General features: G+C 59.1%; 12 protein-coding genes. 5 read left to right on the forward strand and 7 right to left on the reverse strand.

The window, feature by feature from the left end; genetic code table 11:
- Positions 1-54: 54 nt before the first annotated feature.
- From JJ889_RS02005 to JJ889_RS02020, 4 genes are all read left to right on the forward strand, one after another.
- Positions 55-1,380: an MFS transporter gene (locus JJ889_RS02005; RefSeq protein ID WP_291891090.1), complete on the forward strand. Its 1,326-nt coding sequence runs from the start codon at positions 55-57 to the stop codon at positions 1,378-1,380.
- 17 nt (positions 1,381-1,397) lie between these two features.
- Positions 1,398-2,414 carry a LacI family DNA-binding transcriptional regulator gene (locus JJ889_RS02010; protein WP_291891091.1) on the forward strand — a complete coding sequence of 339 codons (1,017 nt, stop codon included), beginning with the start codon at positions 1,398-1,400 and terminating at the stop codon, positions 2,412-2,414.
- A 503-nt stretch (positions 2,415-2,917) separates the two neighbouring features.
- Complete coding sequence (locus JJ889_RS02015; protein WP_291891092.1) at positions 2,918-3,652, forward strand: hypothetical protein; 735 nt, start codon at positions 2,918-2,920, stop codon at positions 3,650-3,652.
- Complete coding sequence (locus JJ889_RS02020) at positions 3,579-4,364, forward strand: HAMP domain-containing sensor histidine kinase (RefSeq protein ID WP_291891093.1); 786 nt, start codon at positions 3,579-3,581, stop codon at positions 4,362-4,364. The genes JJ889_RS02015 and JJ889_RS02020 overlap by 74 nt, the downstream gene beginning before the upstream one ends.
- Before the next feature lie 333 nt (positions 4,365-4,697).
- Here JJ889_RS02020 and JJ889_RS02025 read toward each other — a convergent pair whose 3' ends face one another.
- The 3 genes from JJ889_RS02025 to JJ889_RS02035 form a co-directional block, all read right to left on the reverse strand.
- Entirely contained in the window at positions 4,698-6,941 is a 2,244-nt protein-coding gene (locus JJ889_RS02025) for a DVUA0089 family protein (RefSeq protein WP_291891094.1), read from the reverse strand.
- A gap of 195 nt (positions 6,942-7,136) precedes the next feature.
- A complete protein-coding gene (locus tag JJ889_RS02030) occupies positions 7,137-9,044 on the reverse strand; it encodes a sodium:solute symporter family protein (protein WP_291891095.1) in 1,908 nt (635 codons plus the stop codon).
- A gap of 9 nt (positions 9,045-9,053) precedes the next feature.
- Positions 9,054-9,317, reverse strand: a complete 264-nt coding sequence (locus JJ889_RS02035; RefSeq protein WP_366940047.1) for a DUF4212 domain-containing protein — start codon at positions 9,315-9,317, stop codon at positions 9,054-9,056.
- A 257-nt stretch (positions 9,318-9,574) separates the two neighbouring features.
- On the opposite strand from JJ889_RS02035, the gene JJ889_RS02040 reads away from it, so the two are divergent.
- On the forward strand, positions 9,575-10,399 hold the full coding sequence (locus tag JJ889_RS02040; RefSeq protein ID WP_291891097.1) for a flagellin: 825 nt from the start codon (positions 9,575-9,577) through the stop codon (positions 10,397-10,399).
- 69 nt (positions 10,400-10,468) lie between these two features.
- Here the strand turns inward: JJ889_RS02040 and JJ889_RS02045 are convergent, their stop codons facing one another.
- The 4 genes from JJ889_RS02045 to JJ889_RS02060 all read right to left on the reverse strand — a co-directional run bounded on the left by JJ889_RS02045 (position 10,469) and on the right by JJ889_RS02060 (position 14,778).
- On the reverse strand, positions 10,469-11,593 hold the full coding sequence (locus JJ889_RS02045; RefSeq protein WP_366940048.1) for an iron-containing alcohol dehydrogenase: 1,125 nt from the start codon (positions 11,591-11,593) through the stop codon (positions 10,469-10,471).
- A gap of 42 nt (positions 11,594-11,635) precedes the next feature.
- Entirely contained in the window at positions 11,636-12,808 is a 1,173-nt protein-coding gene (locus JJ889_RS02050) for a saccharopine dehydrogenase NADP-binding domain-containing protein (RefSeq protein ID WP_291891099.1), read from the reverse strand.
- A 120-nt stretch (positions 12,809-12,928) separates the two neighbouring features.
- Positions 12,929-13,561 (reverse strand): DUF1826 domain-containing protein, encoded by a 633-nt coding sequence (locus tag JJ889_RS02055; protein ID WP_291891100.1) that lies wholly within the window; start codon positions 13,559-13,561, stop codon positions 12,929-12,931.
- Positions 13,558-14,778 carry a GTP-binding protein gene (locus JJ889_RS02060; RefSeq protein ID WP_291891101.1) on the reverse strand — a complete coding sequence of 407 codons (1,221 nt, stop codon included), beginning with the start codon at positions 14,776-14,778 and terminating at the stop codon, positions 13,558-13,560. The genes JJ889_RS02055 and JJ889_RS02060 overlap by 4 nt, the downstream gene beginning before the upstream one ends.
- Between the last annotated feature and the right edge of the window lie 263 nt (positions 14,779-15,041).

Below are 15,041 nucleotides of genomic sequence, written 5' to 3' on the forward strand. Positions count from 1 at the left end.
GGGCGATCCACGCAACATGTGACGGGAAGTATTTGATTCTGAAATGGAGCGGGCTTGCGGACCTATCTTGGATATGGCGTTGGTGATTTCGGACTGAACATCTACTGGAATGCGCTCTCGCTGATCCTTGTGTTCTGGTATGCCGAGGTCGTAGGGCTGCCACCTAACCAGGCCGGGTTGATCTATTTCATCGGTACGATGTGGGACGCGGTGTCCGATGTGGCCGTTGCTAACTGGGCGCAGAAAACACGGACACGCTGGGGTACCTATCGCCCCTATCTGTTGGGCGGCGGAACGCTGTTGGGCTTGTGTTTCGTCCTGCTCTTCTGGATCCCACCCCTCGAGGGGCTAATGCTCTTCCTTTTCATGGTGGCAGCGCACATGTTGTTCCGCACCTGCTACACGCTGGTCGCAGTTCCTTACGCCGCGCTAGCCTCTCGCTTGAGTTATGACAGCGGTGAGAGGACCCTGCTTTCGGGCACGAGGATGGGATTTGCCTTCCTCGGCCTGTTTGCCATTTCCGGCACTTGGTTCCCCATTGTCCGGCATTTCGGCGATGGCTCCGACACGGCGCCGGGCGGCTTTCTGATTGCAGCTCTGGTAGGCGGTTTTCTGGCCACGATCGCCTTGGCAGTATGTTTCTTCGCAACGAAGGAAGAAGAGCTCGGTACATCTCAGGAGAGCGATTTCTCCATGGCAGCGTTCGTGAAGGCGATCCTGTCCAATTCGGCGCTGGGCGTCCTGCTCGGCGCGATCTTCCTTCAATCGGCAGCCGGTGCGACCTTCCAGATCACACTCGCCTTCTACATCGAGGCACACGCACACGTCTTTGCGGCCAAGGAGACCGTGCTGACAATCTATGCGATCGCCATCCTGTTGTCGGTCCCGGTCTGGACCATGGCAGTGCATCGGTATGGGAAGAAGCGCGCCTGGGTCGCTGCGTGCTGGATCGTGATCGGTGGCGGTCTCTGGCTGGCGCTGACACAGCCTGTTCTGGTTGCCGGTGTTCCCCTGCAGATCCTGCTTTACGGGATCGGCTTTGGCGGCTTTGGCGTTCTGGTCTGGGCTCTGGTGCCTGACACCGTCGAATACGGCCAGTGGCAGAGCGGCAAGCGAAATGAAGGCGCGGTGTTCGGGTCGGTCCTGCTGGTTCAGAAGTCCGCGGGCGGTTTGATGGGGCTGATCGTCGGCATGGTCTTGACCTGGATTGGCTATGATACCGGACTTGAACAGCAAGCGACTGAAACGGCAGGGTATTTACAGCTTTACATCTTCGCAGCACCGGCCATTCTGCTGTTTCTCTCCTCGCTGATGCTGTCCCAACTACCGCTCAATCGAACACTGCATGCGGAAATCGTCGACCGCATCAGGAATAGCTAGACCCGGAGGTCCCGCGCATGGCTCGCATGGTGGATGTTGCCGAAAAGGCAGGTGTGTCGATCAAGACGGTTTCGCGTGTCCTGAACAACGAACCGCATGTGAAAGAGGATCTGCGCGAGCGGGTGCGAAAGGCAGCTGAAGAGGTAGGGTATGTGCCCTCGACCTCGGCCCGGCAATTGCGTGGCCGGCGGAGCTATTCCATCCACATGATCTCCCACTCGCACCGGTCGAGTTATGTGAACGCGGTCCAGTTCGGCGCGGTCCAGGCCTGCCAGGAGAAGGGGTATCATCTCATGATCTCACTGGTGGAGAATATCGCCGATCTGGATTGGGGCCAGTTGCACGCGAAGTTTTCCAAATTGATGGAAGCGAGCCGGCCGGACGGGCTGTTGCTGGTTCCGCCTCTGTCCAATGACGACCGGCTGGCAGAGGTGCTCAGTGAGTTTGACGTTCGCATCGCCCGTGTGGGGCCGCACGACCTTAGCGGTTCCGTGCGCACCGTCATGATCGACGAGCGCGCCGCGGCGCGCGATCTGACCCGTTACCTGATTGATCACGGGCACAAATCCATAGCCTTCCAGCGTGGCAAGGAAGACCAGAACGCCACCCAGGAACGTTTCAAGGGATATCGCGAGGCTCTGGAGGCTGCGGGCTTGCCCTTCCGCTCCGAACTGGTGCTGCCGGGAACGTTCGAATTCGCGTCGGGGCTGAAGGCGGGTGATGAGCTGCTCAAACGCAAGGACCGACCCACCGCGGTTTTTGCGGCGAATGACGACATGGCCGCCGGCATCATCATGGCTGCGCATCGTCTGGGGGTGTCAGTTCCGGGAGAACTCTCTGTTGTAGGGTTCGATGATTCCGAGATCGCCGACAAGACTTGGCCAGCCCTGACGACAGTACGCCAGCCCTTGCTCGAATACGGTGCGGTTGCCGTTGCCAGATTGATCGAGTCACTCGGGGAGGATGAGTCCTCAGGCGTGGTCGAATGTCTCGACTACAAGCTGATCGAGCGGGATTCTGTCGCCCGGATCTAGAGGATTGGCGGGGCGGCGCGGTCAGCGTAAAAACCGTTGGGGTGCGTTGTCCTGATTCAGGAGCGATTTCTGATGTGTAATTCGTTCCGGGACCACAGGACATCGCATGGGGCCCTGCGTCTTGCGTGATATATATCCGCTTACCGCTTTCGTTATGAATCGTCGAAGATTTACGTCTAGAACGCGGTAAAGACATCCTGCATGAGACTGTGCAATACTGATTGAACCGCTTCGGTCCGTTGCTCTGGTCTAAAGGTGTCAACTCGCGCCTTGAGTTTGACGAGGGACTGTCCTCCGAAACCGATCCGCTGTCATCTGCCAGCACCGCCACTCAGACCGGCAGGTCTCGTCTCTTTCCATAAACTGGCAATTTCTTCCCCAAGTTTCCGGGGCTTGCGAAGCCGTGTCTGGAACCGAGACCGATCCAACTCACCGCAATACTCCCGAAAACCCCGAAAGTCTCAAACCGCCATGTTCGGTGATCCGGGTACTGGAGTCGCCGCATGATAGGCAATGTGGATTATTGCCGTGTGCGGACAAGCATTTCGAACCGGCCGTACCATTGCCGACAATGGAAATCGATTATGCAGCTGCCACCCATTCACCGTCTTAGTGGTCGATTCCAGGATCGCGCGCAGGAGCGGGCATTTGTTCGGGCCAACTGGTCTGGCATTCAATTACAAAGTGCTCTGACCCTGATCGGATTTTCGCTGGCCTGGCTTATATCGCTGGCGACGGACGTGACGTATCTGAGCAATAGTGATTGGTTCGTTCCCGTCGCCGGGTCACGAATCTTGTCGGGAATATTTGGGCTTATCTCCGGGATTTGGTTGTTGCGGGCCAAGCTCGAGCCCGGCGCAGATCTCGCAGCGATATTGGTCAACACCTGGGCTTTGCTCTCGATTGTGACCGCTGCAACTGTGGCCTCGATTTACCCGCTTGTTGAATCAGATGCAGGGGGGATTTCCAGTGTTCTGGTCTTTACGAGTTTCTGGATGTCTATACAGGTGCTTGGGCTTGGCATCGCTTTGGCCCATTGGAACCGCGCGATCATCGTTACAGCGTTAGCCTATCTGATTATCTATACCCGGTTTGGCACTTTATTGGTCTCCTCGCCTGCCGGAGCCCATGCTCGGGACGGGTATTCTTGTGCTGACGGCGTGTGTGTTTGCGGTCATTCTTTCCGCCCTGTTTCCTTATCGGGCGCGGCATCGCCACTATCTGACCCGGCTCTATGAGGAGGCCAAGCGGGAGGCTGAAAGAGCACAGGAATTCGCGACCTTTCTCCTGGCTGCAACGGGACATGACATTCGTCAGCCGGTTTATGCGCTTGACCTTAACGCTACGCTGCTGGAAGAGCAGATCGAGAAACGCGATTGGGAGAATGCCCAGAAATTCTCACGAGAGCAGCGTGACATGCTACGAAATGTGGCGCGCATGCTCTCCTCGGTGCTTGAGTTGTCTTATCTGGACCGGGATCGAGGGCGAGTGGAAGGGGAGGACGTTGCGACTGTTGCTCTGTTTAACTCGGTCCGCTCGGCGTTTCAGGACGTCGCGGTCAGTCGCAACATCACTTTGAAAATTGTCGAAAGTTCAGCCGTTGTCCGCGTGGATCAGGGTATCGTCGAACACATTCTCACTAATCTGGTCGCCAATGCCATCTATCATTCAGGTGGCGATCGGATCTTGGTCGGTGCGCGCGCCGGCGCCGAACAGATCGAAATCCTTGTTGCTGACAATGGCAAGGGACTGGGGTCCGCACCGCTTCACATGACCGGGCAGAGTTTACAGAAACTCGTCCAAGATCCATCTCGCCGCCATTCGGGACTGGGATTGGAAATCATCTTCCGGCTCGCCGAGAAAGGCGGGTTGGTGCTGAGTTTGGACGCTGAGCCCGGGCGCGGCGTTGTTGCACGGCTGATATGTCCGCGGGCCGGTCTCGCCGGATAGTCTCTTGTCACAGGGGCGACGCATCTGCCGGTTTTGAGAGAATGGGGGTACACCCCCTTTCTCGCACTGCAGTGATCTCGATCGTCTGACTTCGGTCGCCAGCGGCACCACGTTGGAGTTTGACAGGTTGCAGCGCCCGAGGGCGATGACCTGCTCTGCAACTAGCCGGTTCCAGTGCAACGGTGATCAGCCTATCGCGGAGTACAATGCCTCCATCGCGGCCGTCTGGCCACCCAGCGCTTCCGCAGTCAGCTGGCCCGTCTTACGCTCAGTTTCACTGAGCGTAAGACCTGGGCGAGTTCATCCAACTGTTACGCAGCGCCTTTCGTGGTTCTAGTTGCTCTCGATGCCCACAAGCGGTGTGAAATGCTCGGCGCTGAAACTGTAGGCTGGTGAGGCGATGCCAGCCCGGCTGGACGAGACGGTCAGCGAGTAGCCGGAGCCGGAACATTCTCCCGGCGTTTCCGGAAGGGCGCGGTTGAACACCATCAGGGCCGTGTAGTCATTGCCGGTCGTGTCGATGACACCTTCGCTGCCCAGCGGCGTGACGTGAACCTGGTCGCCGGAATGCGTGAGGGCGACAAGTTCCAGACTGGCATCGCTCTCGAGTGCGATGTTGTAGCGTCCGTCCATAGCCAGCTCGATATAGTTGGCGCCGGTCTGTTCCAGCCCGCCCTTGGTGGTCCAGCGGCCTTCCTCGCTCAGCGTATGCTGCAGGCGAACAGAGGTGTCGAAATGCGGGGCCAGGTCGTAATCACGGGCAAAATTCTGGGCGCGCCAGCGCAGGACGGCATCAAGAAGTGTCGTATCGGCCGTTTCCAGCGCGGCGGACATGGTCTCGAACCCGTCCATGTCGACGGTATTCTCCCAGAAGCGCACGATCATGTTCTCGCCATGCACATCAGCAATGGACTGAAGCAAGGTCCATTGAGCGTAGTCATAACCTTCCTCGTGCGTCGTCCAGCAGATTTCCGGCGCCTCATAGTCGGTCGCGACATAATCCGTGGCATCCTGGTCGGAGCCGACGGTGACGGTTTCAATCCAGGAAGCCGTGGACTCGTAGAGCCAGCCCAGCGCTTCCTCGGAATCATAGCCGAACTGGATGACATGGTTGAATTCGTGCGTTGCGGTCGCGCGCATCAGGCTGAAGGCTGATGCTTCCTTGCCCAGGCCGCGGAAATCATTCTCGATCTGCAAGACTGCGCGCGCTGCAGTGTTTTCGCGCGTGTCGGTATGGGGATTGTCGAAGGTGACCTGTACCGGGTAGGCCACGCCCAATGCGCCATCGGCGTCGGCGATGAAGACGCGATACATGCCATCTTCGTCGCGGACCGGTTCTGCCCAGCCCATCCGGTTGATCTGGATGTCGAGGAGTTCCTGCAGCGCGTCGCCGACCTGAATGGCATATTCCTCTGAGGACGCATCCACGCCGTCCAGCGTGTAGTGAACGACGAAGTCATCCGTGGTGATGATGCGGGTTTCGCCGCTCAGCGTCACCACCCGGTCCAGCAGGTCTTGCAGGACCTGAACGACAGACCGGTCGACATTGAGGATCTGAAGCTGGAATTCACCCGAGCTGTCGCCGCTGCGATAGCGTTCCATGGACACGGTATAGGTGCCACTCTCACGCGCCGTGTGGCCAACGGCTGAGTTCAGCGAGCCGTCGCCACGATCATCATTCAGAGCCACCGGATTGCCTGATGGATCGAGCAGACGCAGGACGGTGTCGAGATCGCCACTTGTTGTCTCCGCGACGGCATAAATCGTCTGGCCTTCAGACACCTCAATCGGATAGGCGATTGTCTGGGTCTCGTTGTCGATCTGGCCGGTATGGGCCTCGATCAACTCGCCCTCAATGGTCGAGAAATCGAATGGCACCGAGGCGTGGGGGTCCGTCGCGAGCGACAGGACGATGTCACCCGAGCCGGTATTGTTGAAGGTGCCTGGCTGAATCTCGACGCGCATGTCTTCCGAAGCCTGGAAGATGATCTGCGAGTTGAAGACACCCGGTTCCATGTCGTCATTGACCGCCAGCACCTCGCCGTCAGCGGCGTAGAGTGTCAGTGTCGTGTCGAGCTCATCGCCAAGCGCGAAGGTTGTCGCGACCAGAATGTCATCTGCGGCCAGATCTACCGGAATGCGGTGGTCATTGCCGCGCCCCAGCGTCAGCTGGTCTTCGGAAATGCGTGTGGCGTCGCCAGAGAGACCAACTTCCAGACCAGCAGTGACGTTCAGTTCAAACGAGCCGGTCGCGCCGCCATAACCGGAGACGGAAGCGGTATAATCGCCGCTTTCACTGGGCATGTAGATGATCTGGGACTGAAGCGAGCCGGACGGCATGTCATCGTTTTCAGCCAGTGGTTTACCGTCTGTGCCCAGCAGACGCAGGATGGTGTCGAAATTCTCGTCTGAATACGTGGTCAGCGTGACCAGTTGGCCGGCTTCCAGCGACACGGTGAACTCGGCGGAACCGCCTTCTTCACTGATGCTGCCGGAGAAATCCTGGCCGATCGCAGCCAATGTGATGGCGGATCCGGCCATCAAGGCAAACATGGATGTAAGAACGGTATGACGCATGCGAGCTTCCCCCTGCTCATGGACCGGCAACGGCCGGTGAATAACGACATTCGGTGTAGCGGTTTGCCATCGCTACAACAAGCCGTGTGACGGACGGCTGAACGATCATTCTGTCGTGGCGAGGTGGGGTTGCAGGCGATTGATCGGGTGCGGCAACAAAGTGCCGGCCAGTCCCGGATCGCGCCTGCGCGGTGGTTATTGCTGTCTTGTCTCCCGCGTGCTCGTTTTTGGGATGCGAATGTCCTCGACAAGGTCCTGGACACCTTGCGGCGGTGCCTGGGTTGTCAGGGCCACGCCGGTTGCTGTCAGGAAACTCACGATCATGCCGACCGTGCCGATGCCTTCCGGTGAAACCCCCATGAACCAGCCTTCGCTTGTACCCGGGGGCAGGTTGGGCAGGGCACCAAACAGGCCGAGCAAGGCGACACCTCCCAGGAGACCCGCAGCAACGAGCAGAGATGGTGTCGATTTGTTCTCGGTTCGTGTCCCCAGGAAGAGGATGCCCGCAGCGATCGCAAGGATCATCGCAAGCACACCTGTGACCAGGGAGGAGAAGCCGATCTTGAAATGGATGATGTAGAGTCCGGTGGTCAGAAGCCCCGTCACCATTCCAGCGATTGCGCCCTCCCGGTTCATGCGTTTCCAGAAGATGCCCATGAAGATCACGGGGAAGAAACTTGCGGCGGCGAGGCCAAAGGCGAAGGCCACAACGGCAGCCACAAAGCCCGGCGGGTAAATGCCGGCCAGGATGGCGATCAGGACCGCCGCAACAGCTGCGCTGCGAGCGACCAGCAACTCCTTCGCCTCGCTGAGGTCCGGCAACAGGACTTTCTTGCAGAGGTCATGCGATACCGCTGATGATATCACCATCAACAGGCCAGCAGCGGTTGAGAGTGCTGCCGCGAGACCGCCGGCGACAACCAGGCCGATGACCCAGGCTGGTAATCCGCCGATTTCGGGATTGGCCAGGACGAATATGTCGCGATCCAGCGTGGTGACTTCGTTTTCATCGGGGTCGGCGCGGTACTGAATCCGGCCATCTCCGTTTCGATCGGTGAAGCCGAGGAGGCCGGTGCGTTCCCAGTTGTAGAACCATTCCGGCGTCGCGCCTTCTGGCAGCTCACTGGCCGAGATGTCCCCCCGGGCGACCTCTTCGGAATAGGCACTCTCATTGACTGTTTCGATGAAGTTGGAGCGGGCGAAGACGGCCACTGCGGGGGCTGTTGTGTAAAGAACGGCGATGAAGACGAGGGCCCATCCGGCGGACTTGCGGGCATCGGAAGCCTTCGGGACCGTGAAAAAGCGAATGATGACGTGCGGCAGGCCGGCTGTACCCACCATCAGGGCCAGGGCGATGGCAAAGACGTCGAGCTTGCTCTTGAGGCCCTGCGTATAGGGTTGGAAACCCAGATCCACGAGCGTCCGGTCAAGGTTCAGCAGGAGCGGCGTTCCATTCTCCGCATTGCCGATGAAGCCGAGCTGCGGAATGGGTGTGCCGGTGATCTGGAGGGACAGGAAAATCGCCGGAACCATGAACGCGAATATGAGAACGCAATACTGCGCGACCTGGGTGTAGGTGATGCCTTTCATGCCGCCGAGCACGGCGTAGAAGAGCACAATTATCGCGCCGACGATCACGCCGATTTCGATGGGCACGTGCAGGAAGTTGGAGAAGGCGATCCCGACCCCGCGCATCTGGCCGGCGATATAGGTAAAGGAGATGAACAGCGCGCAGATGACTGCTACGATCCGCGCGGCCTGGCTGTAATATCGATCACCGACAAAATCGGGCACGGTGAACTTGCCGAACTTGCGCAGATAGGGCGCCAGCAACAAGGCCAGCAGCACATAGCCGCCGGTCCAGCCCATCAGATAGACCGAACCGTCATAGCCGGAAAACGCAATGATCCCGGCCATGGAGAGGAATGACGCTGCGCTCATCCAGTCTGCCGCCGTCGCCATGCCGTTGAAGACGGGCGGGACGTCGTGTCCTGCGACGTAGAAGTCATTGGTTGATCCGGCCCGGGCCCAGATGGCAATGCCGATGTAAAGACCGAAGGTCGCGATGACGAAGAACGCGGTCCAGAGCAGTGTGGAATCCATCATTGCCCCCTAGTCGTTATCGTCACTGATGCCGTACTTCCGCTCGATCTGGTGCATGCGAAAGGCGTAGACAAAGATCAGGCCGACAAAAACGAGAATCGCGCCCTGTTGTGCGAACCAGAACCCCAGGGGAGCGGCTCCGATCGAGAACTGGTCGAGCCACTCACGCGCCAAAATCCCGGCGCCAAAGGAAACGGCAAACCAGATCGCCAGCAGCACGCCCATCAAGGCGAGGTTTTCACGCCAATAGGCACGTGCGGCATCCTTGGACATGCCTGTCGATTGCTCGGTCACGAATTCCCTCCCCGTGTTCATTTCATCTATATGGTCAGTCGCAGAGCGGGGAAAGGATGCTGGCGAAGGACTTGAATCTATTTGCCCTTTCTCCGGGTTTCCAAAACCTCAATGTGGTGTTTCCGAAAGATTCAGCTTGTTTTGCTAGCGTTTGAACATGGCGGTGAACCTGTCAGGAGACAAAGAGCTCCGGCCCATCGTCATTTGTGGATACAGAAAGTGTGGGGAGCCAAGAAATGGCGACTATCAATACCAATGCGGGTGCCATGGTGGCTCTGCAAAATCTCAATGCAACCAATCGCGACATCACCCAGGTCCAGTCTCGTATTAATACGGGCCTGGCAGTAGCGTCCGCCAAGGACAATGGTGGTGTCTATGCTATCGCCCAGAAAATGCGCGCGGACGTAAAGGGTTACGAGGCTGTCGGCAATTCGCTCGACCTGGCCGCGTCGACCGTGGACGTTGCGCTGGCAGCGGGTGAAGCGGTTTCGGATATTCTGGTCGAGATGAAGGAAAAGGCCCTGGCGGCGTCTGATGCCTCGCTGGATACGGCGTCTCGCAACGCGCTGAACGAGGACTTCAAGGCCCTGCGTGACCAGGTTGGCAAGATCGTGTCGAACGCGTCGTTCAACGGCACCAACATGATCAACAACTCGGTGACCTCGATCTCGGCCCTCGCCAATGCATCCGGCTCCTCCACCATTTCTATCCAGGACGAGAACCTCTCCCTGGGCGGCGGTGTTGTAACCCTCGGCGCGACGGCTTCCTTCGAGTCCGCTGGCGCGGCCAGCACGATCGCTGGTACGATCTCGACCTCGATCAACAATCTCAACTCGTCCCTGGCGCGCCTGGGTACGGCTTCCAAGTCTCTGGGCATCCACAAGGACTTCGTAGGCAAGCTGTCTGACTCCCTGGAAAAGGGTATCGGCAACCTCGTCGACGCTGACCTCGCCAAGGAAAGCGCGCGTCTGCAGTCCTTGCAGGTGAAACAGCAATTGGGTGTACAGGCCCTGTCGATTGCCAACAGCGCTCCGGCGACGATCCTGGGTTACTTCCGCTAATTGAAGCGCGAATAGCCAGAACAGATGAGGGCCCGGACCGGCAACGGTTCGGGCCCTTCTCGTTGGAAATCAGGCCCACACTTCCCGGTAAAGCGCGACCATGTCGGCCTGACTGGGCGGGCGCGGATTGTTGGCCGGGGAGCCAGAGGCTGCGGCCTGTTCGGCCATTGTTTCCAGAAGTGCGTGATATCGTTCCTCGTCCAGGCCGTATTCCGACATGGCGGGCACGCAAAGCTCTTCATTAAGAGCCATCAACTCGTCGACCAGCTTCGTGCACGCCGCCTCATCTTCGAGATCGGCTGAAACAACTCCCATCGCGCGGGCGCATTCGGCATAGCGCGCGGGTGCCCCCGGGATCGACCAGCGTGTGATGGCGGGCAGTAACATGGCGTTGGAAAGCCCGTGGGGCACATGGAAAAATGCGCCTATCGGCCGGCTCATTCCGTGAACAAGGGCGACCGAGGCATTGGAAAATGCCATCCCGGCCAGGGTCGCACCCGCCATCATGGCCTCGCGGGCAGCGTGGTTGTCCGGGTTGTGAAACGCGGTGCGGATATTCGCCGCGATCAAACGCATGGCCCCCAGTGCCTGCTGGTCGGAAAAGGCATTGGCCTTGCGGCTGACATAGGCCTCGATGGCGTGGGTCAGGGAGTCGATGCCCGTATCGGCCGTGGTCCGTGGCGGCACGGTCAGGGTCAGCTCATAGTCGACGATGGCCGCCGCAGGCATGAGGCCGGGTCCCATGCACAGCATTTTCTCATCGGTTGTTCCATCCGTGATCACCGTGACGCGGGTCACTTCCGAGCCCGTCCCCGCCGTTGTCGGTATGGCGAACACAGGCGGCCCCTTGTGGGTGATGATGTGCGGAACCTTGAGCGCATGCATCGGTATATCTGTAGCCAATCGCGCGCTCATGGCCTTGGCGGTGTCGATGGCACTGCCGCCTCCCAGCGCGACCAAGCCGTCGAACTGATCGGTGCGGTAGACTGACAATCCGGCCTCGACACAGGCGACGGTCGGTTCCGGAACCGTGTCGAGGAAAATGCCACTGGCCAGGCCGGCTTGTTCCAGCAGGCCTTTGACCCGTGACAGATAACCCAGCTCGTCCATCACCCGGTCGGTGATGATCAGCGGATGTTTGCAGCCCGTCCGTGCCAGGGCGTCCGGCAATTCAGCCAGGGCGCCGCCCCCGATCCGTAGATCCGGGGTCAGGTCGATGCGGGCTACGGACAAGGGTCAGCCCTCCATGCCGAATTTCAGGCCGGCATGGGTTTCAAGCCGCTCGATCAGGGCTTCACCCATGGCCGGGGCCGGTGTGTAGACACCGCCAGATGTCTGTGAGCGATCCACATTCTGGACCAGGCACAGAGCCGCTTCGGCAATCATCTTGGATGTGGAGCCATAACCGGGGTCCTTGTCGCCGCTGACACCCGCGGTTAGCCGAGCACCGTCGGCGGCAAGACCGGTAAACATGGTGTCGTAGAAGCCGCTTTCCCGCTCTTCCTTGCTCGGGCCCTCACCAGGCTTGGGCGGGTTTTCGGCCATCGATTTGTCATTGGCGATCATGTTGGCAAATTGCTCGCCGTTGTCGCCGGGCCCGGTTGCAAACATCTCGTCATAGACAAAGTCCTCGCCATAACGATGACCCAGCAGGGCGTTTGAGCGATGCACATTCTTGGTGTTGATCGACGCCATGATGAAAGGCGCGGACCAGGTGTTCAGATCTTCCTCGAAAATCACCTTGCTGCCGGAGGGTTGGCGCGGGCCATCGAAATCCGGCACCAGGCTGAACGGATCGCGTAGGCGATTGATAACCTCCGGTTCCTTGGCGGCACGCGCCATGGTCTGGGCAAAGCTTGCTGCTGTGCCGCCGGAGAAAGTGCCCTTCATCTTGCGCACACGGCCCTTCACGCGTTGCAGAGGCGCGCCGGTCTGTTTGATCGCGTGCTGTTGCAGGAAATAGACGCCCAGATCAAACGGGATGGAGTCGAACCCGCATGAAAGCACAATGCGCGCACCGCTTTCGCGGGCCGGCGCATCATAGGTGCGGATGATGTCGTGCATCCAGGCCGGCTCACCGCACAGATCGACATAGTCCGTGCCGGCCGCGACGCAGGCTTTTACGAGTAGTTCGCCATAAAGTTGGTAGGGGCCGACTGTCGTGATGACGGCGGCGGTGTCCTCTGCCATCGCCTGCAGGGAGGCCGGGTCGGAACTGTCCGCAACAATCAGTGGCGTATCTCCCGGGGCGCCAATCTCGTCGCGAACGGCGGCAAGCTTGTCAGCGGAACGTCCCGCCATCGCCCAGCGAACCGAGGATCCGTATTCGGCAACCAGGTATTCGGCCACGAGGCGGCCGGTAAAGCCGGTGGCGCCAAAGATAACGACGTCAAATTTGCGCTGGGTCATGTTCAGTCCTGAGATTTGCGGGGAAGTTTTGCTTTTTTCGGAACCCGCAAGGTGGGGGCTTCGGATCGACAAGTCGAGACAGGCGCGCAGAATTTCTTGTCCTCTCTGGGCCGAGAGAATTCAGGAAGCACTAGTCGGCGCTTCGTTTATGACAACAAGAAACCTGCTTTCACCTCTGGCCTCGATCACAGGGGATCGATGAAGGAGCTCTGTTTCAGCATTGTTGGGCCAGCGCTTGCCCCTGAGGATGATCGGGGCGCCAGTCGGGACGGAACCGGCTGTCAGCGGCTGGTCGTGATCCTGATCCGCAAAGCCATACTCTGTGCCCGGGCCTTTGTAGGTACAAATCAGGCGCGCTTTGACAACATCCTTGTGAAAACGGCGACAGGCATCGTCTCTAACGGGTTCGACCCGGACCATGAGTGTGTCGGTGGAAAGCAGGCGGGCCATGGCCATGCCGAGCTCTGCGATGTCGGTCGCCAGCCATTCTCGGCTGTTGTGTGAAAGCCCGCTCCAGCTCTCCAGAATCGCATCCACATGGCGCCTGATCCCTCCAGCATCGGAGAGAAACCGTTCTGGCACAGCGCCAGCCATATTCCAGCTTTGCATTTCCACAGCAACGGATGAGGGGAGTTCACGACCCCAGATGAGGCCCTCGGCGCCGCGTTCGAGCAGAGGCGCGAATTCGCCCATGCTTGTCACGGGGAGCAGTGCATCGGCCCGCATTTTCGTATCCGGGGTCGGCGTGCTCACTCGGCCGCTTCGGCGCGCTGCCAAACGGGAAAAGGATCAGCCATGTCTGGAATGTTGTGCGGCGAGTAGGTCTGAATTTCAGGCAGAAGAGCCGAGTCCAGCTGTGCCTTCAGTGCAGGCCAATCAATACCGGCCCCGATGAAGACGAGTTCCTGGCGACGATCTCCGAACGGCTCCTGCCAGTGGTCGGCCAGATAGGCGTCGACGCCGGCTCCCTGAGGCCAGTTTTCACGCGGAACGCTCGCCCACCATGTGCCAATTGGTTCAACACTTGAGAGCGCGCCTGCCATCGAAAATTCGGCGACCCAGGTGGGACGGGTTGCGAGCCAAAAATGTCCTTTCGCGCGGATGACGCCGGGCAGCGGCCCGTTCAGAACGGCATGGAGTCGATCTGGTTGAAAGGGGCGGCGTGCTCGATAGACGTAGGATGACACACCGTATTCTTCAGTCTCAGGCGTGTGGTCTGCGTAGCCATATAACTCCTTGGCCCACATCGGGTGTTCATGTGCCTTGGCGAAATCGAACAGACCGGTGTTGAGGATCGCTTCTGTTGGGACCTCGGAATAGTTGGTTTCGAGTATTCGGACGTCGGCGTTGAGGCTACGGATGATCTTGCGGGCCGCATCGACTTGATCCGGTCGCGCGTCTTTCACCTTGTTCAGAATGATGATGTCGGCAAACTCGATCTGGTCGGTCAGTAGATGAACCAGGGTGCGGGCATCTTCGTCGCCGAGGGATTCCCCAAGGTCTTTCAGGAAGTCATGACTGGAAAAGTCACGCAGAAGGTTCACGGCATCGACGACCGTCACCATTGTGTCGATACGCGCAACATCTGACAGGCTCTCGCCTTCCTCGGTCCGAAAATCAAACGTCGCGGCGACGGGCAGTGGTTCGGAGATGCCTGTTGATTCAATCAGCAGGTAGTCAAAGCGCTTTTCCTCGGCAAGGCGTCGAACTTCCGCAAGCAGATCATCTCGCAGCGTGCAGCAGATGCACCCGTTGGACATCTCTACGAGCGTCTCATCTGTTCGGCTCAGCTCCGTTCCGTTGCGTACGAGCTCCGCATCGATATTCACTTCGGACATGTCGTTTACGATCACGGCAACCCGCAGCCCTTCCCGATTGTTCAAAACCCGATTGAGAAGGGTTGTTTTGCCGGCGCCGAGAAACCCGGACAGAACGGTGACAGGCAGGCGTTTGTCTGTGGTGGAGGCCATCTGGAAATCCCTTCGGCATCGAGAGTTGACGGGAGTGGTTTCGGAAACGTTATAATATAACATGTTCGTGAACAATATCGGGACTGCTCAGCCCATGCGGGACGCGTTTGCGAGGATTAATGGGTCTGGCGAGGGCACCGTGCTCGGCCGGGATCGGGAAGAGCGGCACAGGATGATTAAGGAAAATCAACCGACCGGAAATGTCGCCGCGGCCTCGCGAACGTAAAAGGGGTCAAGCGGCTAGAGCCTACCGAACCACAATT

Source organism: Maricaulis sp., assembly GCF_017643475.1.
GTDB lineage: Bacteria > Pseudomonadota > Alphaproteobacteria > Caulobacterales > Maricaulaceae > Maricaulis.

What these genes read in the sequence shown, in the direction of transcription:
- JJ889_RS02025 (WP_291891094.1), bottom strand. Translation starts at nt 6,941, where the DNA reads ATGCGTCATACCGTTCTTACATCCATGTTTGCCTTGATGGCCGGATCC.
- JJ889_RS02040 (WP_291891097.1), top strand. Translation starts at nt 9,575, where the DNA reads ATGGCGACTATCAATACCAATGCGGGTGCCATGGTGGCTCTGCAAAAT.
- JJ889_RS02050 (WP_291891099.1), bottom strand. Translation starts at nt 12,808, where the DNA reads ATGACCCAGCGCAAATTTGACGTCGTTATCTTTGGCGCCACCGGCTTT.
- JJ889_RS02035 (WP_366940047.1), bottom strand. Translation starts at nt 9,317, where the DNA reads ATGTCCAAGGATGCCGCACGTGCCTATTGGCGTGAAAACCTCGCCTTG.
- JJ889_RS02060 (WP_291891101.1), bottom strand. Translation starts at nt 14,778, where the DNA reads ATGGCCTCCACCACAGACAAACGCCTGCCTGTCACCGTTCTGTCCGGG.
- JJ889_RS02030 (WP_291891095.1), bottom strand. Translation starts at nt 9,044, where the DNA reads ATGGATTCCACACTGCTCTGGACCGCGTTCTTCGTCATCGCGACCTTC.
- JJ889_RS02010 (WP_291891091.1), top strand. Translation starts at nt 1,398, where the DNA reads ATGGCTCGCATGGTGGATGTTGCCGAAAAGGCAGGTGTGTCGATCAAG.
- JJ889_RS02015 (WP_291891092.1), top strand. Translation starts at nt 2,918, where the DNA reads ATGATAGGCAATGTGGATTATTGCCGTGTGCGGACAAGCATTTCGAAC.